Origin of the sequence: Pseudomonas sp. JAI115 (assembly GCF_014200835.1) — a bacterium.
GTDB lineage: Bacteria > Pseudomonadota > Gammaproteobacteria > Pseudomonadales > Pseudomonadaceae > Aquipseudomonas > Aquipseudomonas putida_A.
The window spans coordinates 88473-113870 of record NZ_JACHCY010000001.1 but is presented as its reverse complement, the minus strand read 5'-3'; the positions used below and the strand labels follow the sequence as shown (position 1 = coordinate 113870).

General features: G+C 61.6%; 22 protein-coding genes and 1 tRNA gene. 13 read left to right on the top strand and 10 right to left on the bottom strand.

The genetic code is table 11. The annotated features are described in order from the left end of the window. Window positions 1–25 precede the first annotated feature (25 nt). Window positions 26–562, top strand: a complete 537-nt coding sequence (locus tag HDC30_RS00535; protein WP_007967008.1) for a hypothetical protein — start codon at window positions 26–28, stop codon at window positions 560–562. 54 nt (window positions 563–616) lie between these two features. Here the strand turns inward: HDC30_RS00535 and HDC30_RS00530 are convergent, their stop codons facing one another. The 5 genes from HDC30_RS00530 to HDC30_RS00510 form a co-directional block, all read right to left on the bottom strand. Further along, window positions 617–913, bottom strand: coding sequence for a hypothetical protein (locus HDC30_RS00530; protein ID WP_027612795.1), 297 nt, complete (start codon window positions 911–913; stop codon window positions 617–619). Between the two features lie 187 nt (window positions 914–1100). Then, the gene (locus HDC30_RS00525; RefSeq protein ID WP_183779875.1) at window positions 1101–2444 is read right to left on the bottom strand and encodes a sodium:proton antiporter; all 1344 of its coding nucleotides are present in this window, start codon (window positions 2442–2444) and stop codon (window positions 1101–1103) included. Between the two features lie 36 nt (window positions 2445–2480). Then, window positions 2481–3092, bottom strand: coding sequence for a Yip1 family protein (locus tag HDC30_RS00520; protein WP_183779874.1), 612 nt, complete (start codon window positions 3090–3092; stop codon window positions 2481–2483). An 87-nt stretch (window positions 3093–3179) separates the two neighbouring features. Beyond that, the gene (locus tag HDC30_RS00515) at window positions 3180–4037 is read right to left on the bottom strand and encodes a glucose 1-dehydrogenase (RefSeq protein WP_183779872.1); all 858 of its coding nucleotides are present in this window, start codon (window positions 4035–4037) and stop codon (window positions 3180–3182) included. A 197-nt stretch (window positions 4038–4234) separates the two neighbouring features. Then, the gene (locus tag HDC30_RS00510) at window positions 4235–5389 is read right to left on the bottom strand and encodes a MalY/PatB family protein (RefSeq protein WP_183779870.1); all 1155 of its coding nucleotides are present in this window, start codon (window positions 5387–5389) and stop codon (window positions 4235–4237) included. A 323-nt stretch (window positions 5390–5712) separates the two neighbouring features. Here HDC30_RS00510 and fdnG point away from each other — a divergent pair, with 323 nt between their 5' ends. The 7 genes from fdnG (at window position 5713) to HDC30_RS00475 (ending at window position 14926) form a co-directional block, all read left to right on the top strand. Next, on the top strand, window positions 5713–8778 hold the full coding sequence (gene fdnG, locus HDC30_RS00505; RefSeq protein WP_183779868.1) for a formate dehydrogenase-N subunit alpha: 3066 nt from the start codon (window positions 5713–5715) through the stop codon (window positions 8776–8778). Beyond that, complete coding sequence (gene fdxH, locus HDC30_RS00500; protein WP_103367049.1) at window positions 8779–9714, top strand: formate dehydrogenase subunit beta; 936 nt, start codon at window positions 8779–8781, stop codon at window positions 9712–9714. Beyond that, a complete protein-coding gene (locus tag HDC30_RS00495; RefSeq protein ID WP_183779865.1) occupies window positions 9711–10376 on the top strand; it encodes a formate dehydrogenase subunit gamma in 666 nt (221 codons plus the stop codon). Before fdxH ends, HDC30_RS00495 begins: the two co-directional genes overlap by 4 nt. Before the next feature lie 3 nt (window positions 10377–10379). Then, window positions 10380–11306 carry a formate dehydrogenase accessory protein FdhE gene (gene fdhE / locus HDC30_RS00490; protein ID WP_183779862.1) on the top strand — a complete coding sequence of 309 codons (927 nt, stop codon included), beginning with the start codon at window positions 10380–10382 and terminating at the stop codon, window positions 11304–11306. Between the two features lie 191 nt (window positions 11307–11497). Continuing rightward, window positions 11498–12910 (top strand): L-seryl-tRNA(Sec) selenium transferase, encoded by a 1413-nt coding sequence (selA, locus tag HDC30_RS00485; RefSeq protein ID WP_183779859.1) that lies wholly within the window; start codon window positions 11498–11500, stop codon window positions 12908–12910. Next, a complete protein-coding gene (gene selB, locus HDC30_RS00480) occupies window positions 12907–14823 on the top strand; it encodes a selenocysteine-specific translation elongation factor (protein ID WP_183781279.1) in 1917 nt (638 codons plus the stop codon). The genes selA and selB overlap by 4 nt, the downstream gene beginning before the upstream one ends. A gap of 7 nt (window positions 14824–14830) precedes the next feature. Beyond that, window positions 14831–14926 (top strand) — tRNA-Sec (locus HDC30_RS00475). 194 nt (window positions 14927–15120) lie between these two features. On the opposite strand, the gene HDC30_RS00470 is transcribed toward HDC30_RS00475, so the two are convergent. After that, window positions 15121–16413 (bottom strand): OprD family porin, encoded by a 1293-nt coding sequence (locus HDC30_RS00470; protein ID WP_183779856.1) that lies wholly within the window; start codon window positions 16411–16413, stop codon window positions 15121–15123. 199 nt (window positions 16414–16612) lie between these two features. Beyond that, a complete protein-coding gene (locus HDC30_RS00465; RefSeq protein ID WP_183779853.1) occupies window positions 16613–17995 on the bottom strand; it encodes an aspartate aminotransferase family protein in 1383 nt (460 codons plus the stop codon). Window positions 17996–18154: 159 nt separating this feature from the next. Here HDC30_RS00465 and HDC30_RS00460 point away from each other — a divergent pair, with 159 nt between their 5' ends. Next, on the top strand, window positions 18155–18763 hold the full coding sequence (locus HDC30_RS00460; protein WP_183779850.1) for a TetR/AcrR family transcriptional regulator: 609 nt from the start codon (window positions 18155–18157) through the stop codon (window positions 18761–18763). A 6-nt stretch (window positions 18764–18769) separates the two neighbouring features. Here the strand turns inward: HDC30_RS00460 and HDC30_RS00455 are convergent, their stop codons facing one another. The 3 genes from HDC30_RS00455 to HDC30_RS00445 all read right to left on the bottom strand — a co-directional run bounded on the left by HDC30_RS00455 (window position 18770) and on the right by HDC30_RS00445 (window position 20556). Further along, window positions 18770–19363 carry a hypothetical protein gene (locus HDC30_RS00455; RefSeq protein ID WP_183779847.1) on the bottom strand — a complete coding sequence of 198 codons (594 nt, stop codon included), beginning with the start codon at window positions 19361–19363 and terminating at the stop codon, window positions 18770–18772. A gap of 162 nt (window positions 19364–19525) precedes the next feature. Beyond that, window positions 19526–20176 (bottom strand): DUF3313 domain-containing protein, encoded by a 651-nt coding sequence (locus HDC30_RS00450; RefSeq protein WP_409347866.1) that lies wholly within the window; start codon window positions 20174–20176, stop codon window positions 19526–19528. A 56-nt stretch (window positions 20177–20232) separates the two neighbouring features. After that, window positions 20233–20556 (bottom strand): hypothetical protein, encoded by a 324-nt coding sequence (locus tag HDC30_RS00445; RefSeq protein ID WP_183779841.1) that lies wholly within the window; start codon window positions 20554–20556, stop codon window positions 20233–20235. A 164-nt stretch (window positions 20557–20720) separates the two neighbouring features. Between HDC30_RS00445 and HDC30_RS00440 the strand changes: the two genes are divergently transcribed. The 4 genes from HDC30_RS00440 to HDC30_RS00425 all read left to right on the top strand — a co-directional run bounded on the left by HDC30_RS00440 (window position 20721) and on the right by HDC30_RS00425 (window position 25385). Continuing rightward, on the top strand, window positions 20721–21431 hold the full coding sequence (locus tag HDC30_RS00440; RefSeq protein ID WP_183779838.1) for a response regulator: 711 nt from the start codon (window positions 20721–20723) through the stop codon (window positions 21429–21431). Further along, window positions 21428–22756, top strand: coding sequence for an ATP-binding protein (locus tag HDC30_RS00435; RefSeq protein ID WP_183779833.1), 1329 nt, complete (start codon window positions 21428–21430; stop codon window positions 22754–22756). The genes HDC30_RS00440 and HDC30_RS00435 overlap by 4 nt, the downstream gene beginning before the upstream one ends. A gap of 62 nt (window positions 22757–22818) precedes the next feature. Beyond that, entirely contained in the window at window positions 22819–24003 is a 1185-nt protein-coding gene (locus tag HDC30_RS00430; RefSeq protein WP_183779829.1) for a DUF2252 family protein, read from the top strand. Between the two features lie 92 nt (window positions 24004–24095). Continuing rightward, entirely contained in the window at window positions 24096–25385 is a 1290-nt protein-coding gene (locus tag HDC30_RS00425) for an FAD-binding oxidoreductase (RefSeq protein WP_183779826.1), read from the top strand. Window positions 25386–25398: the final 13 nt, after the last annotated feature.

Here is a 25398-nt window from a genome sequence, read left to right as displayed (position 1 = left end):
TTCCCCGCCACGGAGTGCGCGTCCCTTGCCTCGCATACTGACTGAGCCCAGCGCTGAAGAGCACCTGACTGAACACGACGCCAAGATGTTCGGCTCACCCAAGGAACGGCTGGACTTCTATCGCAAGGAAATCCAGTACGAAACCAGCATCCTCGCCAACCGCACCGATGCCTATCTGGCGGCGCAGTCGTTTCTGGTGATTGCCTTTGCTTCGTGCATGGCCAACCTCAACCCCGAATGGGGCAAATTGTTCACGCTGGTGGTGCCGCCGTTTCTCGCGCTGCTCGGGTTGCTCAGCTCGCTCAACGCCTGGCCGGGGATACGGGCGGCGTACGACATCATCGATCACTGGCACTACAAGCAGAGCGAGTTGTTACGCAGCGAGCCGATCATGGGCATGGCTTACGACGAGTCGCCGCTGTTCAGTGAAATGGAGTCGAGCCACAAGGGCTATCGCAAGTCGCTGTTGTTTTCGGTGCGCACGCCCTGGATCTTCGCCACGTTCTGGATCCTGCTCGGGGCTTATGCGGTGTTCATTCAGGTGACCAACCCCGGGGGCTAAACGCCGCCCAAAGAAAAAGCCCGGACATCACTGCCGGGCTTTTTCTTGTGTGCTTTATTCGACGGTTTCAAGTTGCCGACGCAATTCCTGCGAGTGATGCGGCGACATCGGAATCGGCGGGAAGTCTTCGTTGAGGACGCACAAGTGATCGATGGCTTCCTCGAACTTCCCATCGGCTTTGCGGCGCATTGCTCGATAGTGCTCAAACTGTTCGAGGTCCAGATTGTCCGCTTCCAGCAGCTCGTAAGCCGCTCGGTTGAGGGCGTGGGCATCTTCGAACAGTTGACGATTGCGTTCCAGGGCCAAAGCCCTGCAAGCCTTGATTTGTGCCGGAGTCGAGCATTCTTTCATGACCGTGACCTTGTTATCCAAAGATTCCTTTTCATGGGCTGCAAGCCGCAGGGGAACCGAACCTGCCGGACCCCGCCGAGTGCATCCAGCGAGGGGTTATGCTTGTGACTGTCCGCTTTGGTCGAGGGATCCATTTATTTTCAGAAAAAACTTCGATGGATTACCCAAGTGATTCCCGTCTGAAAAATCAGTTTTTTCGTTTTTGCCGTTGTTCGTAGCGGGCCAGCAGCGGCTGGGTGCTGATGCCATGCAGCAAAATGCTCAATGCCACTACGGACAGGGTGATGTTGGTGCACAACGTCGCGACTGAAGGACTCAGCCCGTGGTTCAAGGCATAAAACAGATAGAACAGGCTGCCGATCCCGCGAATGCCAAACCAGCCGATCAACAGCCGCTGACCACCGTCGAGCAAAGTGCCCCAAGGCATCAACGCGACGCAGGCCGGACGCACCACGCAGAACAGCACCGCGCCAATGACCAGTGCCCGCCAGTCCCAATGCGGCACCAGCACCACACCGAGCAGGGTCACCAGAAACACTTCCATGGCTCGTTCCACCAGACTGCCGAATGAGAGCATGTCGCCCATCATGATCCCGGCCGCGACCTGACTGCTCTCCAGTCGTTCGGTATCGCCGTGCACCGCGTGCTGCGGTTCGATGTTCTGGTGGCCGACCACCGGTTGCACCAGATGTTCGGCGGGCGGCTGGCTGGCGCCGGTGGATTTGACTTCTTCCTGACGCAAGCCGAGGCCCGCGGCGAATACCGACAGAAAACCATAACCGCCAATCGCATCTGCGCCGACGTAAGCCAGGGCAATCAGCGACAGCGCCAGATAATCATTCGGGCTCAGGGTGCTGTCGTCGTTGCGGATGCGCAACGACAGGGTCAACCGACCGATGCCGCGCCCCATCCAGTAACCGGTGAGCAAACCGACCGGCACCGCCCAGAGCAGACCGTGCAGCACCCAATCGGTCAAGGCGCCGGGTTGCGCGTCGGCCTGCAACAGCAGCAAGCCGAGAATCACGAACGGAAAAGCGATGCCGTCGTTGAGCCCGGCTTCACCGGACAGACCGAAGCGCACGCTGTCGACATCCCGCGCATCGTTGACCTGCACCAGCGCGGCCAGCACCGGGTCGGTCGGCGCGAGCATCGCCCCGATCAGCAGCGACGGTCCCCACGACAGTTGCAGGCCCCAGTGCAGCAATACGCTGACCCCGGCGATGGTCAACACCATCACCGGGCCCGCCAGCCCGAACGCAATCCGCCAACGCTTGTCGCGCAGCGGCAGACGCAACTTCAGCCCGCAGACAAACAGCGAAAACAGTACCGCCACTTCCGTGAGGTGCTCCATCCATACGGAAGCGTTTTCCAGTGACAGTTTCAGCAAATCCAGACCGCTGGGGCCGATGCCGATCCCCAGCAGCAGGCTCACGGCCGAAGTGGTGACCGGCATCCAGCGCAGGTACGACGAGGTCAGCGCGAGGGTCAGCAACACCGCGCCAAGCACCGCGACCCAGATGACAAAGCTCATGTTCGGCCGTCCATCGACGACAGCGTTGGCACCGGGTTAACCAACGGTAGTTCGCAAGTACTCGGGCGAGAGCACGTTGAACCACAGCAGAATCATCGACACCAGAATGGTCACCATCACCAGCAGGCCGACGCCCCAGACGCAGGCCGAGTACAGCAGGCCCTGTTCCTTGCGTTCATGCATGAACGTCGGCAGACCAACGAACAACAGGAACGTCGAATACACCGAAGCGGCACCCAGCACCAGAATCGCCAGCCAGCGGCTCGGATAGAGGCCAGCGATCCCGGCGACGAAGAACGGCGTCACGGTATAGGCAGCGAAACCGATGCACTGGTTAAGCGTGGGGCGTGCGTCGAACGTACGTGACATCCAGCGGATGAACCCGCCGATGATCGCGACCCCGGCGACAATCGCCACATACAGCAGAATGCTCAGTTGCAGTGCACTGGCCGTGCTCAAGCGTACGGTCTCGCCGGCTGCCAGACTCCAGCCGACATACGTGGTACCGAGGAACAGACACACGGCGGGAATCAGCGCCAATAGCAACAGATGCGCCAGGTAGTGACGGGGATGGGCCTCTTCCTCGCGGCGGATATCGGTCCAGGCGAAGTTGGGCTGGGTGAAGAGTTTGATGAGAGGGGCGGACATGACGACCTCCTGATCCTGCAGACCGGTTGGGGCTCTTAAAGGTATGGAGGGACGTCATGCCGCCAGGTTCAGTTTTTCTCGCGCCGCTTAGAGCATCGGCTTGCCGCCGGTGACGCCATAGCGCTGACCGGTGATGTAACTGGCTTCATCGGAAGCCAGCAGCACGTAAATTGGCGCCACTTCCACCGGTTGCCCGGGGCGACCGAGCGGGGTTTCGCTGCCGAAGTTCTGCACTTCTTCATCGGGCATGGTCGAGACGATCAGTGGCGTCCAGATCGGCCCGGGGGCCACGCAGTTCACGCGGATCTCTTTCGGCCCGAGGATCTGCGCCAGACCGCCGGTGAAGTTGGCAATCGCGCCCTTGGTGGTGGCGTAGGCGAGCAGGGTCGGTTTGGGCATGTCCGAGTTGACCGAGCTGGTGTTGATGATCGAGGCACCGGGACGCATGTGTTTGATCGCCGCCTGGCACAGCCGGAAAATCGCCGTGATGTTGACGTCGAAGGTCATCACCCATTCGTCGTCGGGGATTTCTTCGAAGGTTTCGTGGGTCATCTGGAACGCGGCGTTGTTGACCAGAATGTCGATGCGCCCGAAGCGTTCGACGGTCTTGTCCACCAGTTCCTGACAATGGGCCTTGTGCGCGAGGTCGCCGGACAGCAACAGGCACTGGCGGCCTGCCTGTTCAACCCAGCGTGCGGTCTCTTTGGCGTCTTCATGTTCATTCAGATAAGCCACGACAACGTCTGCACCTTCACGGGCAAAGGCAATCGCCACCGCGCGGCCGATACCGTTGTCGGCGCCGGTGATCAGCGCAATCTTGCCGGCCAGCCGCCCGGAACCAACGTAGCTTTGCTCGCCGCAGTCGGGATACGGCTGCATTTTGCTTTGCGCACCGGGGACGGCTTGGGCTTGTGCGGGGAAGGGTGGTTTTGGATAGTCGGTCATCACAGATCTCCGAGGTTCTCAGGGCAGGTATGGGTGGTTGACCCGGACGGTTTGCCGTGAGTTCGATCGGATTTTGGATGACCACAAAACCATTGTAGGAGTGAGCCTGCTCGCGATGGCGGTGTATCAGCCGACATTAATGTGGAATGTCAGTCAGCTATCGCGAGCAGGCTCACTCCTACAGATGGGTGGTGTTTTCAGATATTGCGGTTTGTCAGGGCACGCTCCATGCGGCTAATGCCCTCTTCGAGCAACGACCGCGGGCAGCCGAAGTTCAGGCGCACGAACTGTTGGTGCTGATCGCCGAAATCCAGCCCGGCGCTCAGACCGACCCTGGCCTGTTCAAGGAAGAACTGCTGCGGATTGTCCAGGTCCAGCGCCGAGCAATCGAGCCACGCCAGATACGTCCCTTGCGGCACATTGATCGTCACCCCCGGCAAGCGGTTGCGCACGGCGTCCACCAACCAGTCGCGGTTGGCCTGCAGATAGGTTTTCAGTTCGGCCAGCCACGGCGCGCCTTCGCTGTAGGCGACGCGGGTGGCTTCCATGCCCAGCGGGTTGACGCTGTCGACCATGCCGCAACGGGCGTGGTTCACGCGCTCGCGCAGGGCGGCGTCCTGGATGATCATGAACGAGGTCTTGAGGCCGGCGATGTTGTAGGCCTTGCTCGCCGACATCAGGGTGATGGTGCGCCTGGCGATTTCCGGGCTCAGCGAGGCGGTCGGAATGTGCACGCGGCCGTCGAAGCACAGTTCGGCGTGGATCTCGTCGGAGATGATCCAGGCGTCCTGTGCCGCACAGATATCCGCTACGGCTTGCAGCTCCTCACGGCCAAACACCTTGCCGATCGGGTTGTGCGGGTTGCTCAGGAGCAGGGCGCCGCCGCCGTTCAGCGATTCGCGCAGGGTCTCCAGCGGGGTGGCGTAGGTGCCATCGGCCTGGGCGACGAATTCCAGCTCGACCTTGTTCAGCCCCCAATGCCCCGGCGCATGCCGCAGCGGCGGGTAGTTCGGCACCTGCACCACGACGTTTTGCTGCGGCTGCACCAGCGCTTTCAAAGCCATGTTGAAACCGGATTCAACACCCGGCAGGAAGATCAGCTCCTGCGGTTTGACCTTCCAGGCGAACTTGTCCCACAGGTCGGCGACGATGGCTTCACGCAAGTTGTCCTGCGCCACGCTGTAACCCACCAGCGGGTGCAGCAGACGCTGCTGCAACGCTTCGATGATCACCGGTGGCGCGGCGAAATCCATATCAGCGACCCACATCGGCAACACATCGGCCGGGTAGCGGCTCCACTTGGTGCTGCCGGTGTTGTGGCGGTCGAATAGCTGATCAAAATCGAAAGTCATGCGCGGTCTCGTGAAGGCGGGTTGTTCATGGGCGCCATGATAAACCCATGACACTTGGGGATACACAAAACCTGTGGGAGCGAGCCTGCTCGCGAAGGCGGTGTGTCAGTCAATATTTGTCTCAACTGACAGGGCCTCTTCGCGAGCAGGCTCGCTCCCACAGGTTTTCCAGGGCATGACCGATTGTCGCCGACGGTCGGTTTTCACACAGAGTGTGTGGTCATTGTCTACAGTGAAAAAGCCGGCAGGCATTCTGCCGTAACCGTGTTTGTCCAGAAAAAGCCCGGCTCAAGTACCGGGTTCCACCTGATCAGGAGTGCACGATGGATCTCAGCCGTCGTCAATTCTTCAAGGTCGCCGGTATCGGCCTTGCAGGCTCTAGCCTGGGCGCGTTGGGCATGGCCCCGACGCTGGCCTTCGCCGAGCAGGTGCGTCACTTCAAGCTTGCCCATACCCATGAAACCCGCAACACCTGCCCGTATTGCTCGGTCGGTTGCGGGTTGATCATGTACAGCCAGGGCGATGCCGCGAAGAACGTCGCGCAAAATATCATTCACATCGAGGGCGACGCCGACCATCCGGTCAACCGCGGCACCCTGTGTCCAAAAGGCGCGGGCCTGCTGGACTTCATTCACAGCCCGGGCCGCCTGCAATACCCGCAAACGCGCAAGCCCGGCAGCAGTGAATGGACCCGGATCAGCTGGGATGAAGCACTGGATCGCATCGCCGACCTGATGAAGGCCGACCGCGACGCCAACTTCATCGAGAAAAATTCCACCGGGCAAACGGTGAATCGCTGGCTGACCACCGGGTTCCTCGCCGCGTCGGCCGCGTCCAACGAAGCCGGTTACATCACCCAGAAGGTGATTCGCAGTCTTGGCATGCTGGGGTTCGATAACCAGGCGCGTGTCTGACACGGCCCGACGGTGGCAAGTCTTGCCCCGACGTACGGCCGTGGAGCCATGACCAACACCTGGACCGATATCGCCAACGCGAATCTGATCCTGGTGATGGGTGGCAACGCAGCAGAAGCGCATCCGTGCGGCTTCAAATGGGTGACCGAGGCCAAGGCGCACAACGCTGCCCGGCTGATCGTGGTCGACCCGCGTTTTACCCGGACCGCTTCCGTGGCCGACTATTACGCGCCGATCCGCACCGGTACCGACATCGCCTTCATGGGCGGATTGATCAATTACCTGCTGACTCAGGACAAGATCCAGCACGAATACGTGCGCAACTACACCGACGTCTCGTTCATCGTCAAAGCCGGCTATGGCTTTGAAGACGGCATCTTCAGCGGCTACGACGCGGCCAAACGCAGCTACACCGACAAATCCGGCTGGGGTTACGAGTTGGGCGAGGACGGCTTCGTCAAGGTCGACCCGACCCTGCAGGATCCACGCTGCGTCTATCAATTGATGAAGCAGCATTACAGCCGCTACAACATTGAGCTGGCGAGCCAGATCTGTGGGATGCCGGTCGATGCCATGCAGAAAATCTGGGATGAGATTGCCACGTGCTCCACGCCGGGCAAGACCATGACCATTCTCTATGCCCTCGGCTGGACGCAACACTCGATCGGCGCGCAGATCATCCGCAGCGCGGCGATGGTGCAACTGCTGCTGGGCAACGTTGGCATGCCCGGCGGCGGGGTCAATGCCTTGCGTGGGCACTCGAACATTCAGGGCCTGACCGACCTCGGGTTGTTGTCCAACTCGCTGCCGGGTTATCTGACCCTAGGTGGCGATGCCGAGCAGGACTACAACGCCTTTATCAAAAAGCGTACGCAAATGCCGTTGCGTCCGGGGCAGTTGTCCTACTGGCAGAACTACAGCAAATTCCACGTCAGCCTGATGAAGTCCTGGTACGGCGCCAACGCGACGCTGGAGAACAACTGGAATTACGACTACCTGCCGAAACTCGACATTCCGAACTACGACGTCCTGAAGATGTTCGACCTGATGAGCCAGGGCAAGGTCAACGGCTACATGTGCCAGGGCTTCAACCCGATCGCTGCGTTGCCGGACAAGAACCGGGTGATGGGCGCGCTGGCCAAGCTCAAGTGGCTGGTGGTGATGGACCCGCTGGCCACCGAAACCTCGGAGTTCTGGCAAAACGTCGGGCCGTACAACGACGTGAAAAGCTCCGAGATCCAGACCGAAGTGATTCGCCTGCCGACCACCTGCTTTGCCGAGGAGGACGGCTCGCTGGTCAACAGCAGTCGCTGGCTGCAATGGCACTGGAAAGGCGCCGACGGCCCCGGTGAAGCGCAGACCGACATCCGCATCATGAGCGAACTGTTCCTGCGTCTGCGCAAACGTTATCAGGCCGAGGGCGGCAAGTTCCCCGATCCGCTGCTGAACCTGTCGTGGCCGTACAAGATCCCCGACGAGCCATCGCCGGAGGAGCTGGCCAAAGAGATCAATGGCAGCGCCATGGTCGACTTCACCGATGCCAGCGGCGTGGCGGTCAAGGCCGGCTCGCAACTGGCCGGGTTCGGGTTGCTCAAGGACGACGGCAGCACCGCGTCCGGTTGCTGGATCTTCGCCGGCAGCTGGACCGAGGCCGGTAACCAGATGGCCCGGCGTGACAATGCCGATCCGTATGGCATGCATCAGCATCAGGGCTGGGCCTGGGCGTGGCCAGCCAACCGGCGGATCCTCTACAACCGCGCTTCAGCGGACGTCGCCGGCAAACCGTGGGATCCGAAAAAGCGCCTCGTATGGTGGAACGGCAAGGCCTGGGGCGGCACCGATGTGCCGGACTACAAGGCCGATGTGCCGCCGGAAGCCGGGATGAACCCCTTCATCATGAACCCCGAAGGCGTGGCGCGGTTCTTCGCCGTCGACAAGATGAACGAAGGGCCATTCCCCGAGCACTACGAGCCGTTCGAAACGCCGATCGGCATCAACCCGCTGCACCCGCAAAACAAGAAAGCCACCAGCAACCCGGCGGCACGGATCTTCGACTCGGTCTGGGAAAGCCTCGGCGAGGCCAAGGACTTCCCGTACGCCGGCACCAGTTACCGGCTGACCGAGCACTTCCACTTCTGGAGCAAGCATTGCAAGTTGAATGCGATTGCCCAGCCTGAGCAGTTCGTCGAAATCGGCGAAGTGCTGGCGAAGGAGAAGGGCATCGCCGCCGGAGATCGGGTGCGGGTCAGCTGCAAGCGCGGGTTCATCGAGGCGGTGGCGGTGGTGACCAAACGCATCCGGCCGCTGCAGGTCAACGGCCAGGTGGTGCATCAGATCGGTATCCCGCTGCACTGGGGATTCACCGGCCAGACGCGCCACGGTTATCTGACCAACACCCTGGTGCCGTTCCTCGGCGATGGCAACACACAGACCCCGGAATCCAAGTCATTCCTGGTCAACGTGGAGAAACTGTAAATGGCCAGCCAAGACATCATTGCCCGCTCGGCCACCACCACGGTGCCGCCCTCGGTGAGGAATCAGGAGGCGGTGGCCAAGCTGATCGACACCACCAAATGCATTGGCTGCAAGGCCTGCCAGGTCGCCTGCTCGGAATGGAACGAGCTGCGCGACGAGGTCGGCCACAACCACGGCACCTACGACAACCCGCAGGACCTGAGCGCAGAAACCTGGACCTTGATGCGCTTCACCGAACACGAAACCGACGCCGGCAACCTGGAGTGGCTGATCCGCAAGGACGGCTGCATGCATTGCGCCGAGCCGGGTTGCCTGGCGGCATGTCCGAGTCCCGGGGCGATCATCAAGCATGCCAACGGCATCGTCGATTTCGATCAGGATCACTGCATCGGCTGCGGTTACTGCATCACCGGTTGCCCGTTCAACATTCCGCGCATCTCGCAGAAGGATCACAAGGCCTACAAATGCACCTTGTGTTCCGACCGCGTCGCGGTAGGGCTGGAGCCGGCCTGCGTGAAAACCTGTCCTACCGGCGCCATCGTCTTCGGCACCAAGGAAGACATGAAGGAACACGCCGCCGAACGCATCGTCGATTTAAAAAGCCGTGGCTTCGACAACGCCGGGCTGTATGACCCGGAAGGCGTCGGCGGCACTCACGTGATGTATGTGTTGCACCACGCCGACACGCCGAAGATCTACGCCGGGTTGCCAGAGGCGCCGGCCATCAGCCCGCTGGTGGGCTTGTGGAAAGGCATCAGCAAACCGTTGGGCCTGCTGGCGATGGGTGCGGCGGTGCTGGCCGGGTTCTTCCACTATGTGCGTATCGGGCCGAACCGCACCGAGGAGGATGATCATCCGACGCCGCCCGATACCTCGGTGCATGTCGTCGATCCGGCGGTGCACACCTTCGATCCACGCGGGGAGGACCGGCCATGAGCAACAAGACGATCCTGCGCTACACCGCCAACCAGCGCACCAATCACTGGCTGGTGGCGATTCTGTTCTTCATGGCCGGGCTGTCCGGGCTGGCGTTGTTTCATCCGTCGATGTTCTGGCTGACGAACCTGTTCGGCGGCGGGCCGTGGACGCGAATTCTGCACCCGTTCATGGGCGTGCTGATGTTCGTGTTGTTCCTCGGCCTGGTGTTCCGCTTCTGGCGCGCGAACTTCTTTATCGACAACGACTGGAAGTGGATGCGCCGCATTGATCGGGTGCTGGTCAACGATGAAGAAAGCGCGCCGCCGGTGGGCAAGTACAACGCCGGGCAGAAGATGCTGTTCTGGACTTTACTGCTGTGCATGCTCGGGTTGCTGTTCACCGGGCTGGTGATCTGGCGCGCGTATTTCAGTGCGTACTTCGGCATCACCGTGATCCGCTGGGCCATGCTCCTGCATGCGCTGGCCGGGTTTGTGCTGATCCTCAGCATTATCGTGCACATCTACGCCGGGCTGTGGATCAAGGGTTCGGTGGACGCGATGCTGCATGGTTGGGTCAGCCGCGCCTGGGCGAAGAAGCACCATGAACTGTGGTATCGCGACATCACCCGCGATGAACGCAATCCGGACGTGCCGGAGCGACCGATCACCAAAAAGGGCTGACTTTTGGCAACCATTCTTGAACCCGGGGAAATCGAAGCGGCGGCCAGTTCGCCGCCGTTTCTGCACCTGCCGCCGCACAATCTGTTCACTTTGCGCGCCCAGCGCCTGGAGCAATTGGCTCACGGGCATCCGCTGGCCGATTACCTGCGACTGATCGCCGGATTGTGCCGGGCTCAGCAGGAGGTTTTCGACGATCCACCGCTGACGGTACCGTTTGATCAACAAAGAATTGAAGCCTGTCAGCAACATGGTTTACCGCCGTTTGCTGCCGACACACTGGTTCGCGAAGACGCCTGGCGGGCTTATCTGGATGCTTTATTGCAACGTTACGTGGCGCCCGATCAACCCGCCGTAGTCGACGCGCTCGCGACACTGCGCGGCGCCAGTGCCGGCCAGTTGCGTGCGTGGGCGGTGGCGTTGGTCAGCGGTCAATATTCAATGGTGCCGGCGGCGCTGGTGCCGTTCCTCGGCGCCGGCCTGCAAGCGGCGTGGAGCCATTGGCTGCTCAGCGCACCGAACCTGCAACTGAAACCCGGCGACAGCCTCAGCCAGTGCCCGGGCTGTGGTTCACCAGCGATGGCCGGGGTGATCCGCCATCGCGGCAAACACAACGGTCTGCGTTATCTGGTGTGTTCGTTGTGCGCCTGCGAATGGCACGTGGTGCGGGTCAAGTGCGTGTATTGCGAGTCGAGTAAAGGCCTGGATTACTTGAGCCTGGAGGACGATCGCCACGCCGCTAATCAGGCGCCGATTCGTGCGGAGGTGTGCCCCAGCTGCAACAGCTACCTGAAACTGGTTTATCTGGAGAACGATGCCGAAGGCGAAGCGTTGTCGGCTGACCTCACCAGCCTGCTGCTCGACATGCGTCTGGCGCAGGACGGCTATCAGCGTCTGGCACCGAATCTGTTGCTGGCGCCGGGAGACGAATGACCAGAGCGTCTACACTCCTGAAAAACCTGTGGGAGGGGGCTTGCTCCCGAAGGAGCCGTGTCAGTCAGATTATTTGTGGCTGACTCACCGCATTCGCGAGCAAGCCCGCTCCCACAATTGGGGGCCGGTGTGCTGTATTTAGACGCGTTGCGTCAGGTCATGCCGGAGAGTCTTGTTTTCGGGAGTGGCTGATGTCTTCGAGTGTTACCCTGCGGTTGCCTTCCATTGATGGTTTGTTGCGTCACCCGGCCTGTGTGCCACTGCTTGAGCGTTACGGTCGTGAGGCGTTGCTGAGCCGTTTGCGCCAGTTGCTGGACGAGTTGCGTGCAGACGTGTTGAACGGGCAATTGTCGTCCATTGAAATCAGCCCAGAAGTGCTCGCCGGCCGCGTCGGTGAGCGTCTGGCCCAGCAGCAGCGCAGCAACGTGCGGCGGGTGTTCAACCTGACCGGTACGGTGCTGCACACCAATCTTGGCCGGGCGCTGTTGCCGGATGAAGCCATCGACGCGGTGCAGATGGCCGCACGTTACCCGCTCAATCTGGAATTCGATCTGGCCAGTGGCAAACGCGGTGATCGTGATGACCTGATCGAAGGCCTGATCCGCGAACTGACCGGCGCCGAAGCCGTCACCGTGGTCAACAACAATGCCGCTGCGGTGTTGCTGACGCTGAACAGCCTCGGCGCGCGCAAGGAAGGCATCATCTCGCGCGGCGAGCTGATCGAGATCGGCGGCGCGTTCCGCATCCCCGACATCATGGCCCGCGCCGGTGTGCGCCTGCATGAAGTCGGCACCACCAACCGCACCCACGCCCGCGACTACGAGGCGGCGATCAGCCCGCGCAGCGGCTTGATCATGCGCGTGCATGCGAGTAACTACAGCATCGAGGGCTTTACCGCCCGGGTGCCCACCGCCGAACTGGCCGAACTGGCGCATCGGCACGGCTTGCCGCTGCTGGAGGATCTGGGCAGCGGCAGTCTGCTGGACTTGACCCGTTGGGGTCTGCCGGCGGAACCGACGGTACGGCAGGCGCTGCTCGACGGTGCGGACATCGTCACCTTCAGCGGCGACAAATTGCTCGGCGGGCCGCAGGCCGGGTTGATTGTCGGGCGCAAAGAATTGATCGCGAAGATCAAAAAGAATCCGCTGAAGCGCGCCTTGCGGGTCGACAAGCTGACCCTGGCGGCGCTGGAAGCGGTGCTTGGCCTGTATCGCGATCCGGATCGCCTCGCTGAACGTCTGCTGAGCCTGCGGCTGTTGACTCGCCCGCAAGCCGACATTCTCGCCCAGGCCTCTCGTTTGCAACCGGCGATGGCTGAAGTCTTGGGCGTACCGTGGCAGGTCAGCGCCGTGCAGGCGTTGGGCATGATCGGCAGCGGCAGCCAACCGGTGGCGCGGTTGCCGAGTGCGGCGCTGTGCTTACGCCCGCAAGTGTCCAAGCGTTTGCGCGGGCGTTGTCTGCTGAATCTGGAAGCTGCGTTGCGCAATTTGCCGATTCCGGTGCTGGGTCGAATTGACGACGACGCGCTGTGGCTCGATCTACGGCAGCTCGACGACGAGCCGGCGTGGCTGGCGCAGTTGCCACAGTTGCAGGTCGAGTCGTGATCGTCGGCACCGCCGGGCACATCGACCACGGCAAGACCTCGCTGCTGCAAGCGCTGACCGGGCAAACCGGCGACCGCCGCCCGCAGGAACGCGAGCGTGGGATGACCATCGACCTCGGTTATCTCTACGCGGAACTGGAAGCCGGTGCCGGGCTGACCGGGTTCATCGACGTGCCGGGCCACGAGAAATTCACCCACAACATGCTTGCCGGGGCGCAGGGCATTGATCTGGTGTTGCTGGTGGTGGCGGCGGACGACGGGGTGATGCCGCAGACCCGTGAGCATCTGGCGATTGTGCAGTTGCTGGGCATTCCCCGGGCGCTGGTGGCGATCACCAAATGCGATCGGGTTGAAGCGGGCAGGGTGGAGGAGGTGCAGCGCCAGGTTCTCGATCTGCTCGAAGCCGGGCCATTCGCCGATGCACCGACGCTGGCGGTGTCGAGCGTGACCGGGCAGGGCGTCGATGAACTGCGCCAGAGCTTGCTGCAGATCCAAGGCGAAGTGCATGAGCGCAGCCGCGAAGGTGGTTTTCGCCTGGCCATCGACCGCGCCTTCAGCGTGGCGGGCGCCGGGATTGTGGTCACTGGCACGGCGTTGTCGGGGACGGTGTCAGTCGGGGACAAACTGGCCCTCGGGCCGTCCGGGAAATCGGTGCGGGTGCGAGGACTGCACGCGCAAAATCAGGCCGCCGAGCAGGCCTTCGCCGGGCAACGGGTGGCGCTGAACATCAGTGGCGATCGATTGACCCTGGAGCAGATCCATCGCGGCCAATGGCTGTTGGCCGAATGGCTGCACGCACCGACGCAACGGGTCGATATCGAATTTCAACTGCTGCCCGGTGAGCGCACCTTCGAGCACTTTCACCCGGTGCATGTGCACCTCGGTACGCAAGACGTCATCGCCCGGGTGGCGTTGCTCGAAGGCCCGCGCTTGAGTCCCGGTCAGCGCATGTTCGCGCAATTGCTGATCAACGCCCCGGTGCACGCGGTGAAGGGCGATCGCCTGATCCTGCGTGACCACAGCGCGCAACGCACCCTCGGCGGTGGCCAGGTGCTTGACCCGTTCGCCCCGGCCCGTCAACGTCGCAGCCCGGAGCGGCTGGCACAACTGCAAGCGCTGGTGGGCAGCGATAGTCTGGAACAAGCGCTGCCGCTGTTGCTCGACCACAGCGCTGGCGGCCTCGATCCGCAACGGCTGGAGCGTCAATTCAATCGTCAGCGTGAAGACTGGGCGCTACCAGCCAACGTGCGCCTGATCGACACCCGCCAAGGGCCGGTGCTGTTCAACGTGCAGCGCTGGGGGCAGTTGAAGTTCACCCTGCTGGAGCAACTGGCGAAATTGCACGAGCTGGAACCGGACCAGATGGGACCGGATCGCGACCGCCTGCGACGCTTCAGTGGTCTGGCGCTGGAGCGCTCGACCTTTGTCAGCCTGCTGGAAGAACTGCGCGCCGCCGGATCGATCAACGCCAGCGGGCCGTGGTTGCATCTGCCGGATCATCAGGTGCGTTTGAGTGCTGAAGAAGAAACCCTGTGGCAGCGCATGCAGCCGCTGTTCGAGCAGGCCGGGTTTGATCCGCCGTGGGTACGTGATGTCGCCACAGTGCTCGGTACGGAAGATGCCGTGGTGCGCCTGTTGCTGCGCAAACTGGCGCGCTTGGGATTGATGCACCAAATGGTGCGCGACCTGTTTCTGTCTGACGGGCAACTGCGGCGCATGGCCAACATTCTGTTGCAACTGGAGCAGGAAAATCCGTCGATCCAGGTGACAACCTTCCGTGATGCGCTAGGCTTGGGACGCAAACGCTGTATTCACTACCTGGAATACTTCGATCGCCTCGGCCTGACCCGGCGCATCGGCGAATCCCGGGTGATCCGCCACGACAACGCGCTGGCCAGTGCCGACGCACCCTGAGTTCAAAGGAAGGCAATCGCGCCCGGTGGCGCGGCCGGGCTTCAAACCCGGTTGGGGACGGCATCCGTTCCCGGGCAGGTTCGACTCCGGCTGCCTTCCGCCAATTACCGCAGCATCCATGACGCACTGAATCCCCTGTGGGAGCGAGCCTGCTCGCGAATGCGGTAAGTCATTCAACGTCTATGTCGACTGATCCGCCGCTTTCGCGAGCAGGCTCGCTCCCACAGGGGATTGGTTTTCCAGTCGATGGATTCGTAGGGCGACATCGGGCCAGAGGCTGGGTTTAACCACCAGCCATCAGAACCCCAGCGGGTACTGAATCACCACGTAAATCCGGTCGATATCATCGCCGGCCTGTGCCTCGTTGGCCCGGTGCGAGACATGCGACAGCTGCACCGACAGGTCCTTCGCCGTGCCCGATTGCACGATGTATTTCAGATCGATATCCCGTTCCCAATGTTTGCCGCCAGCGCCTTGCTGCGGCTGATAGTCGCCAGTCTCGGCATCGAACGGGTTGTACGCGCCGCCCTTGGGCGCGTGAGTGCCGTCGATGTGGTCGCCGGAGACGTAGCGGGTCATGAAGGTCAGGCCAGGGATGCCGAAGGCGCCAAGGTCGAGGTCGTAGCGTGCTTGCCAGGAACGTTCGCCAGCGCCGTTGAAGTCGGCGTATTTGATCGAGTTGGCGAGGTAGATCGAGTCGCCGCCCACGAAATCGAACGGCGTGTCGCCATTGATGCGTTGCCAGCCGAGCATGACCGCGTGCGGGCCGAAACTGTACTTGCCGGACAGGCTGAACGCGGTGTTGTCGATCGCGCCGGCCAGCGCCCGACCGGTATCGCGGGTGTGGTAGAGGTTGGCATCGAGCAACAGGCCGGACTGTTTGAAGTGCAGATTGGCGTAGTACTGATGCCAGGTGTCAGTCAGATCCGAGGCGTAAAGCGATCCGCCGACCGGACTGTCACCGAACAGATCGGCGCCGAGAAAACTGATTCCGCCAGCCTCGGTAGTGGCGCCGTATCCGGAAAAGTCGCCGCGCCCTGAGGAACTGTCCTGATTCTTGAATGCGGTGAAGTGTCCGGCCGTGAAGTTAACGTTGTCGATTTCACGACTGTTCACTAGCAAACCTGTGACGTATTCCGGTTGCAGGCGTTTGTCCGAGGTGTCGAACACCGGCGTTTCCACGGTCATCTCGCCGAACGCGAGGGTGGTGCGCGAAACTTTCAGTTTGAACGCGCCGCCAGCGCTGGAGTAGTTCGGTTCACTACGACCATTGCTGTCGACCGGCAACAGACCCGTGCCGGAATGTCCTTTGCCGCCATCGAGTTTCAGGCCGAGAAAGGCATGGGCATCGATGCCGAATCCGACAGTGCCTGGCGTGTAGCCAGAGGTGAACGTGCCGATAAAGCCCTGGGCCCATTCCTGTTTATAGTTTTTGCCGGAGGGAGAGGGCGAGCGGTAGTCGTTGCTCAGGAAGAAGTTGCGGCTGAGCACTTCGGTTTTGGCGTCGTCGAAGAAGTCATTGGCCAAAGCACTGTCGCTCGCTGCGCAAAGCAGTGCCAACAACGCAAAGCGTGGTGTTGAGGGAGCCATCGTGAGGGACCGACAATCAGGGAAGGTCTCTGATGATGGGCACGATCATCCGTGCCGGATTGAGCCGATGTGCTGAGTTCAAGGCATACCTGATTCCCTTGTAGGAGTGAGCCTGCTCGCGATAGCGGTCGATCAGTTTAGATCGATGTTAATGACACACCGCTATCGCGAGCAGGCTCACTCCTACAAGGGGTATGCGTTACAGCACGCCGTATTCGCGAGCCGTGCGATCCACGGCGATTCGTGTTTTGTCGACCAATTCATCCAGCTCCGCGCGCGTGGCGATCAATGCGGGGGCCATGATCATCCGGCCCAGCGTCGATCGAATGATCAGGCCTTCCTCAAAACCAATGGTGCGGCAGCGCCAGGCGATGTCGTTCTCGTTGGCGAAACGCTTGCGGGTGGCTTTGTCTTCGGCGAACTGCAATGCCGCCACCAGCCCGACGCCCTGAACCTCACCCACCAGCGGGTGGTTGCCGAACACTTCGCGCAGGCAGTTCTGCAGGTACGGGCCGGTGTCGTTTTTCACCTGAGTGACGACGCCTTCATCGCGCAAGGCCTTGAGGTTGGCGATGGCCACCGCAGCCGCCACCGGGTGACCGGAATAGGTCAGGCCGTGAGCGAACACGCCGCCTTTTTCCACCAGCGCTTCGGCCATACGTCGCGACAGGATCAGCCCGCCCATGGGGATGTAGCCGGAGGTCAGGCCTTTGGCGATCGACAGGGTGTCCGGTTCAAAACCGAAGGCCTGGTGCGCGAACCATTCGCCGGTGCGACCGAAACCGCCAATCACTTCGTCGGCGCACAGCAACACATCATATTGGCGGCAGATACGCTGGATTTCCGGCCAATAGGTGGCGGGCGGAATGATCATGCCGCCAGCGCCCTGGAACGGTTCGGCGACGAAAGCGGCGACCTTGTCGGCGCCCAGTTCGAGGATCTTGTCTTCCAGTTGCCGCGCCGCCTGCAGGCCGAATTCTTCCGGACTGAGATCACCTTCGTGGGCGAACCAGTACGGCTCGTCGATGTGCGCGACGTCAGGGATGGTGCCGCCCATTTCGTGCATGAATTTCATGCCGCCCAGCGCCGTCGCAGCCAGGGTCGAGCCGTGGTAACCGTTCCATCGGCCGATCATGATTTTCTTCTCGGGCTGGCCCATCACCTGCCAGAACTTGCGCACGGTGCGGATCAGCACTTCGTTGGCTTCCGAGCCGGAGTTGGTGTAGATCGCGTGGCTGTAGTGCTGGGGCAGCAGGCTGAACAACAGCTCGGAGAGCTCGATCACCTGCGGGTGAGTGGTGTGGAAGAACATGTTGTAGTAGGGCAGTTGTTCCAGCTGTGCGCTGGCGGCAGCGGCCAGGTCCTTGCGCCCGTAACCGAGGTTGGTGCACCACAGGCCGGACATGCCGTCCAGGTAGCGATTGCCGTCGTTGTCCCACAGCGCCAAGCGATCACCGCTGACCATCACCCGCGGGCCTTCCTCGTTGAGGGCTTTCTGATCGACGAACGCGTGAATGTGGTGGGCGGCGTCGGCGGCCTGATAATCGCGGGTGCTACGGGTCGGATCGAATTCGGCGGACATGGCGGTTCTCCAGAGAAACGGGGCAAGTGGGTGCGCGTTCATTCCAGCGGTGCACGGCCAATATTTGTCACTTAAAAATATTTTTGTAAAGAAAATATTTGTCGGTGAAAAAAGAAATCCGTAGGCTGACGCCGATCAGCAAGACAGGACATCAGCACCATGAGCGGGCTCAGAGAACGGCAAAAGGAACAGCGCAGGGAAGTCATCGCGCAGGCAGCGCTGGAGTTGTTCAAGACCAACGGTTTTGCGGCCACCACACTGGACCAGATCGCGGTCCAGGCCGGGGTTTCCGCGCCGACGGTGGTCAATTATTTCGGTGGCAAACAGGAGATTCTGCTGGCCTTGCTCAAACAGCCGGACGAGCAGGCGATGCGCGAGGCGCGGGCCAATCTGGACGACGACAGTGATCCGCTGGAGGCGTTGTGCGAGTTCGAAGGTTTGATGACCGACTACCAACTGCAAGCGATGCCGGCCTCGTTGTGGCGTGAACTGGCGCCGTTTCTGCTCACGGGTGAACTGGCTCAGGCGTTGAGTCCGTGGAATGCGGCGGTGATCGAAGAGACCAAGACGCTGCTCGGGCATTTTCAGGCGCAGGGCAAGGTGCGGGCGTCAGTCGATCTGGACGTGGCGGCGACGTTGTTCAATCAGTACGCGAATATGGCGTTTATCCGTCTGGCGACCGAGCCTGAGCCGGACCGGGCGGCACATGCCGAACACATGCGCGGTGTGCTGGGTTTGATCTGCCATGGCATTTTGAGCAGCGAGTAGTGGTTTTCAGGTTTTCGGCAACCACGGCTGCATCAACTCCAGCATCCCGCGTCCGCCACGGCGCAACCCGGCGGCCATGGTCAGCCACGACAGCTCGGTAATGATCACCTCGCGGGCCTGCAGCAAGCGCACTTCGCCCGCCGTGCCACCGGCCGTTCCACCATCCGGCATGTACACTGTCATCCAGTCACCGAGACTTTCCACCACCAGACACAAGCGCCAGCCTTGTTCCTCGGCAATCAGGCCAACCTTCGAGCCGTCGGGGTTTTCCATCCCGGCAAAGCGTGTGGTGGTGTCCTTGAGCAACTGGTAACCCGGCAGATTGCTCAAGACCTTGTCTACGGTGTTTTCGATCGCTCGGGCAGCGGTGGAACTGCGGGCCAGCAGACCGGCGAGAAAACACAGCACAATCAAACCGAACAATGTCGCCAGCGTGATCAGGGTCACGCCGGCAACATCGTGCCCGGCAAACATCGGCAGCAGCCTTTCCACGGGGCCACGCAACAGGTGGATGGCTTTTTCCAGCAGGACGAAAACCAGCGCTAGGGGCAGAATGAACAGCAGCCCGCCAATCACGGTGGTTTTGATGAACTTGAACATGGCAGCTCCTTGCTGAAAGTCTCTAGTGACTAGTTGCCTGACACACCGCTTTCGCGAGCAGGCTCGCTCCCACATTGGAATGCAGTTCCCCTGTGAGAGCGAGCCTGCTCGCGAATAGGTCAGCACATTCAGTGAGCAAGGCTAGCTGAAAAAGTCGCTCGGCTAACGACGGGTCGCCAGGTAGGACTTCCCAAGATCACTGGCCCAACCGTCCAGCACCGCTTTGACGTCATCGGCGGTCAGTACCTGTTTGTCGTTTTCCAGCGGCAGCCCGGTGCCCTTGCGCACGACTTCGGCGACCACTTCGCCGGTGGAGCCGTCCTCGAATGAGACTTCGGTGGTGATTTCGCTGTCCTGATCGCGGATGCCGGTGGCGGTGCTCACACCTGCAGCGACCAGCGTCACCGGTAGCCATTCATAAAAGCGCAGGCCCTGGGTGCTGGCGGCGACGCGGGCGATCGCCGGTCTGACCGTCAGGGTGTTCGGGCCGGGTTGCGGCACCAGGCGCATGACCTTGCCCAGTTCCAGCCTGAGCGCGGCGTCGTAGTACTCGGTGACGCCGGACAGCGTGCTCAGCGGGATCCGCTCGCTCGGCGCGGCGCTGGGATAGAACTGGCTGGGCGCCAGATAGACCTGGGTGTAGCGCCCCCGGGCCAATGCCGGGCTGACCCAACTCAACACCGTCTGCCCCGATGGCGACTGGTGCTCGCTGAGCACGCTGTAATCGTGCAGGAATCCCGTGTACTTCTGCGGTTCGACGGTTTTGCTGCTGCAGGCCGACAGGCTCAGGGACGCCGTACACAGCACCGACATCAAGCAATGGCTTCTTATCATGCGAATCCTTGTTTTGCGCTGTTGCCCCGCGTGGTTCAAACGCGGGCTGTGATGGGGGAGGAGAGTGGTGGGGTGTTGTCCGAGCATTCGATGTGCAGACGGCCGTGGCTCATGATCCATTGGATGAGGTCGGCGGTCGGAATCGAATGCACGTACTCGACCCATTGCGAATCGCTGGGGCCGTATTGCTCGAAATAGCGGCGCAGGACGATACGGCTTTGGTCATCAGACAGGCCCAGGCAGAACTCCTGAAACAACAGCGGCGTATCCTGCTCGGGCGCGCTGGTGCGCTGGCTGAGAATCAACGGATAGCGGGCGTCGTGGCCCTCGGCGGTATAACGGTTGTGCAATGCGCTCATTGAAAGCCCCCGGTTGTCGATGGCGTGCAGGGTGCCTGAGGGGTTTTGCCGCAGAATGTCCGCTTGATGTCCGGGACGACGGAATGTTGCTCGATTGAAATATATGACCCGCCCGCCAGAATAGTTTTAGATGCGTTCTTTTTTGGCCTGAGGATCCTGTGCCCGTGAGCAGACTGCTGATCGTCGACGATGACGTGGAAATTCTTGCCCTGCTGAAGAAGTTCTTCGTCCAGCACGCCTACGAGGTCGATGTCGCTGCCGACGGCGCAGCGATGTGGGCGGCAATTGCCCAGCAGCGCCCGGACACGATCATTCTCGACCTGATGCTGCCCGGTGAAGGTGGATTGAGCCTGTGCCAGAAAGTGCGGGCGCAGATGGGCATTCCGATCATCATGCTGACCGCCATGGGCGAATTGAGCGACCGGATTGTCGGCCTCGAACTGGGCGCCGATGACTACGTCACCAAACCGTTCGCCCCGCGTGAACTGTTGGCCCGTCTGCGCGCCGTGCAGCGTCGCGCCGGTGAGCAGGTCAGCCCGGCGAGTGAACCGGCGCGGCCGGTGATCGCCTTCGCCGGTTGGCATCTGGATATCACCTGTCGCGAGTTGCGCTCCCCGGAAAACGTGATGATTCCGCTGTCCGGCGGCGAGTTCGATCTGCTGGTGGTGCTTCTCGAACACCCGCAGCGCATTCTTACCCGCGAACAATTGATCGACCTGTCTCGCGGTCAGGGCCACGACGCCTTTGATCGCAGCATCGACGTGCAGGTCAGCCGCCTGCGGCGCAAGATCGAGCCGGACAGCAAACGCCCGGACCTGATCCGCACTGTGCGCAACGGCGGTTACATGTTCACCGCCAAGGTCACTCGTTCATGATCCATCGATTCCTGCGCCGTGATCCGCTGAGTCGGCGGATCGCGCTGACCATCGTCGCGGCCATGCTCGCGTCGCTGGCACTCAACTTCCTGTTCGTCGAGGTGGCAGGGACCTGGGCGCGACCACCGATTGAACGTACCGGTTTGCTGGAGCAGATTGCCGCGACCGTTAAGGTGATCGAGGCCGCCCCCGCGCCTATACGCCCGAAACTGGCGCAGGCGGCAACCGGCCCGGCGCTGGAGGTGACGTGGCATGCACAACGGGCCGAGTTCGGATTGCCAACGGCGGGTACGCAGCTTGTGGCCGACAAGACGTCGGGCTTGCATCAGTTGTTTGGCTATGAGCGAGACATTCGGGTGTTCAACCCCGCTGACTGGCCGAGTGGCAGCCCGCTCGGACGCTATGCGGCGCTGATTCAACTGCCGGATGCCAGCTGGTTGCTGTTCTCTTCGCCCGAGCGCTCCTGGGGCCTGGACATCGGCACACGCATCGCAATCATCATCGCGCTGGGTCTGATTGCCACCGTGCTGGTGGCCTGGCTGGCCACAAGGCAACTGGCCAAACCGCTGCAACGCTTTACCAGCGCCGCCCGGCGTTTTGGCGGCGACCTGCGCGCGCCGCCAATCAAGATCGAAGGCCCGGACGAGATCCGTCAGGCGATCATCGCCTTCAACACCATGCAGGCGCAGATTCAGCACTACATCAGCGAGCGCACGCACATGCTCGCGTCGATTTCCCACGACTTGCGCGCACCGTTGACCCGGATGCGCCTGCGCAGCGAGTTCATGGAAGACTTTGATCATCAGGGCAAACTGATTCGCGACATCGAAGAAATGCAGTCGATGATCAACGCGGCACTGGCGTTCTTTCGGGAAGACACTCAGCCGGAGCAAAGCACTGCGTTCGACCTGTCGGAACTGTTGCAGACGATTATCGACGACTACCGCGACCAGAACATTGCCATCGATTTCAACGGCCCGGCGCATCTGGTCTACGAGGGCCGCCCGCTGGGGATCAAACGGGTGATCGTCAATCTGCTGGAAAACGCCGAAAAGTACGCGCAGCAGTCAGCCATCGCTCTGAGCAGCGACGGCTACAGCGTGTGCATCGACGTCAGTGACAACGGGCCGGGGATTCCCGAAGCGTCGTTGCAGCGTGTGTTCGACCCGTTTTTCCGCCTGGAAACCTCGCGCAACCGGGAAACCGGTGGCGTCGGGCTCGGGCTGTCGGCGGCGCGGGCGATTGTGCGCGAGCAGGGCGGCGAACTGAGTTTGAGCAATCGCAGCAGCGGTGGCTTGCTGGCGCGGGTTGAGTTGCCTTTGTAATACTTTGAAACATTTGCTCGTGGCGGGCGGTCAACAGGACACATTCACTGCAAGAAGCGTCCATGAAAACCCCACGGCCCTCCGCACGTCTTGAACCCTTGTCGCAACTGCGCAATCTGAAAATGGCCCGCTCCGCCCATGCCTATGTCCGTGGCAGTACGGTGCAGTTTTATGAGTGGCTGCACAGCCAGCCCGGGCGCAGCCTGCCGAAAGGGCCGGCGGTGTGGATCTGCGGCGATTGTCACGCCGGCAATCTGGGGCCGACCGGCGATCTCAAGGGGCGCATCGACATCCACATCCGCGACCTTGATCAAACCGTTATCGGCAACCCCGCGCATGATCTGGTACGCCTGGCGCTGTCCTTGGCCACCGCCGCCCGAGGTTCGGACCTGCCCGGCGTCGCCACCGCGCGCATGCTTGAAGAGATGATGCGCGGCTATGAACAAGCATTCGAAGACGACGTCGACAAAGAGCCGCCAAGACCCGCGCAAGTCAAGGCCGGCATGCGCAGCGCGGTGCAGCGCACCTGGAAGCATCTGGCCCAGGAGCGTATTGAAAGCACTAAACCGACCATTCCGCTGGGCAAGCATTTCTGGTCGCTGTCACGGGAAGAGCGCAACGCGCTGAAATCGCTTTGCGCAGCGCCTGACGTCCATACGCTGGTGACGTCCCTGAAGGGCCGCTCAAAGGACGATCGGGTGAAATTGCTCGACTCGGCCTATTGGGTCAAAGGCTGCAGTTCGCTGGGGCTCAAGCGTTATGCGGTGTTGCTGGGGGTGGGCGAGGGCGATGATCAGGAATATTGCCTGCTGGATATCAAAGAGGCAGTTGCTGCCGCCGCACCACGAGTGGCGCGAGCCGCGATGCCTCGCGACAACGGCAAACGTGTGGTCGAAGGTGCGCGTTTTCTCTCCCCGGGCCTGGGCAATCGGATGATTGCCACTCGGGTGCTCGACCATGGCTTCTTCATCCGCGAACTGCTGCCTCAAGACATGAAACTGGAACTGGATCAGTTGAGCCAGACCGACGCGATGCTCGCCGCCGGCTACCTGGCCCGGGTCGTGGGGCTGGCCCATGCCCGGCAGATGGACATGAGCACCCGGGCGTCATGGATGCGTGAACTGCAAGCGTGTCGCTCGAAGACGCTGGATGCGCCGTCGTGGCTGTGGACCAGTGTTGTGCAGTTGGTTGGCAAACATGAGAAAGGTTATCTGGAGCATTGCCGGCGTTATGCGCTGGAGCACTGACCGGGCCGGGTAGTCAGTTGTCGGTTGCCGATATGAAATTTGTTCTGTAGATTTTCATGAAATTATAAGAAATAAATTTCATGAGGCGCCGAATGTTTCAGCAATCCCAACAGCATGTCGCCAGTTATTACGCCCACAGTTGCGCCGATATTCTCAGCACACGACCGGCACTGGAAGGTGCGCACGACACCGACGTGGTGATCATCGGTGCCGGTTTCAGTGGGCTGCACACCTCATTGCGTCTGGCTTTGGCCGGCAAGCGCGTCACCGTGCTGGAAGCCAGTCGCGTGGCGTGGGCCGCGTCGGGACGCAATGGCGGGCAGGCGATTCTGGGCTGGTCGTGCGACATGCCGCCACTGGAGGCTGCGCTTGGATATGAGCGCGCCCGGCGCCTGTGGGACGGCATGCGCTGGGCCGCGCAGGAGCTGCGTGAATTGCCCGCGCGGCATGGCTTCGATTGCGACTATCGCCCGGGCCATTTGTGGACGTCGGTGATGCCGCGTCGAGTCAGCCTGCTGACTGAGTGGCAACACGAAGCCAGTCACAAGTGGGGCCATGACGGTCTGCAGTTCATCCCTCGCGAAGATTTGCCGCAATGGGTCGCCAGCGATCGTTATCAGGCCGGCCTCTTTGACGCCGAAGGCGCACACCTCAATCCGCTGAAACTCGCCCTCGGGCTGGCCGCCGCCATCGAGCGTGCCGGCGGGCATATTCATGAGCAAAGCAAAGCGTTGAGTTATCAGCAGGAGGGCAACGGTTTCCGCGTCAATACCGAGCGCGGTTCGGTGAAGGCCGACGTGCTGGTACTGGCCTGCAACGCCTATCTCGATGAGCTCGACCCGCAACTCTCCAGTTGCATCCTGCCGGTCGGCACTTATCAAGTCGCCACCGCACCGCTGATGCCGGAGCAAGCCACCGCGCTGCTGCCGAGCAACGTTTGCGTGACCGACAACCAGTTCGTCCTCGATTACTTCCGTCGCACGCCGGACAACCGCTTGCTGTTCGGCGGCGGCTGCACCTATCTGGGTGGCATGCCCAAGGACATTGCGGCGGCGACTCGGCCGTTTCTCGAACGCGTGTTTCCGCAGCTCAAGGGCGTCGAGCTGCAATTCGCTTGGGGCGGGCATATCGACCTGACGATCAAACGCACGCCTGACATTGGCCGCGAGGGCGATCGCTATTGGCTGCAAGGCTACTCGGGCCACGGCGTGCTGCCGACACTGGCCGCCGCCCGCGCGGTGTCCGACGCGATTCTCGGCGAGGCGGATGAATTGGCGTTGTATCAGGGCCTGAGCAATGGCCGTTTCCCCGGCGGCAAGCACTTCGCCGCACCGCTGGAAGCCATCGGCAAGGCCTGGTATCGCCTGCGCGACAGCATTTGATGAGATTTTGACC

Coding starts and splice junctions, on each gene's coding strand:
- HDC30_RS00525 (WP_183779875.1), bottom strand. CDS start 2,444: ATGAGCTTTGTCATCTGGGTCGCGGTGCTTGGCGCGGTGTTGCTGACC.
- HDC30_RS00465 (WP_183779853.1), bottom strand. CDS start 17,995: ATGTCCGCCGAATTCGATCCGACCCGTAGCACCCGCGATTATCAGGCC.
- HDC30_RS00455 (WP_183779847.1), bottom strand. CDS start 19,363: ATGTTCAAGTTCATCAAAACCACCGTGATTGGCGGGCTGCTGTTCATT.
- HDC30_RS00445 (WP_183779841.1), bottom strand. CDS start 20,556: ATGAGCGCATTGCACAACCGTTATACCGCCGAGGGCCACGACGCCCGC.
- HDC30_RS00435 (WP_183779833.1), top strand. CDS start 21,428: ATGATCCATCGATTCCTGCGCCGTGATCCGCTGAGTCGGCGGATCGCG.
- selA (WP_183779859.1), top strand. CDS start 11,498: ATGTCTTCGAGTGTTACCCTGCGGTTGCCTTCCATTGATGGTTTGTTG.
- HDC30_RS00495 (WP_183779865.1), top strand. CDS start 9,711: ATGAGCAACAAGACGATCCTGCGCTACACCGCCAACCAGCGCACCAAT.
- HDC30_RS00530 (WP_027612795.1), bottom strand. CDS start 913: ATGAAAGAATGCTCGACTCCGGCACAAATCAAGGCTTGCAGGGCTTTG.
- HDC30_RS00470 (WP_183779856.1), bottom strand. CDS start 16,413: ATGGCTCCCTCAACACCACGCTTTGCGTTGTTGGCACTGCTTTGCGCA.
- HDC30_RS00450 (WP_409347866.1), bottom strand. CDS start 20,176: ATGTCGGTGCTGTGTACGGCGTCCCTGAGCCTGTCGGCCTGCAGCAGC.
- HDC30_RS00460 (WP_183779850.1), top strand. CDS start 18,155: ATGAGCGGGCTCAGAGAACGGCAAAAGGAACAGCGCAGGGAAGTCATC.
- HDC30_RS00510 (WP_183779870.1), bottom strand. CDS start 5,389: ATGACTTTCGATTTTGATCAGCTATTCGACCGCCACAACACCGGCAGC.
- fdxH (WP_103367049.1), top strand. CDS start 8,779: ATGGCCAGCCAAGACATCATTGCCCGCTCGGCCACCACCACGGTGCCG.
- HDC30_RS00430 (WP_183779829.1), top strand. CDS start 22,819: ATGAAAACCCCACGGCCCTCCGCACGTCTTGAACCCTTGTCGCAACTG.
- HDC30_RS00520 (WP_183779874.1), bottom strand. CDS start 3,092: ATGTCCGCCCCTCTCATCAAACTCTTCACCCAGCCCAACTTCGCCTGG.
- HDC30_RS00425 (WP_183779826.1), top strand. CDS start 24,096: ATGTTTCAGCAATCCCAACAGCATGTCGCCAGTTATTACGCCCACAGT.
- HDC30_RS00515 (WP_183779872.1), bottom strand. CDS start 4,037: ATGACCGACTATCCAAAACCACCCTTCCCCGCACAAGCCCAAGCCGTC.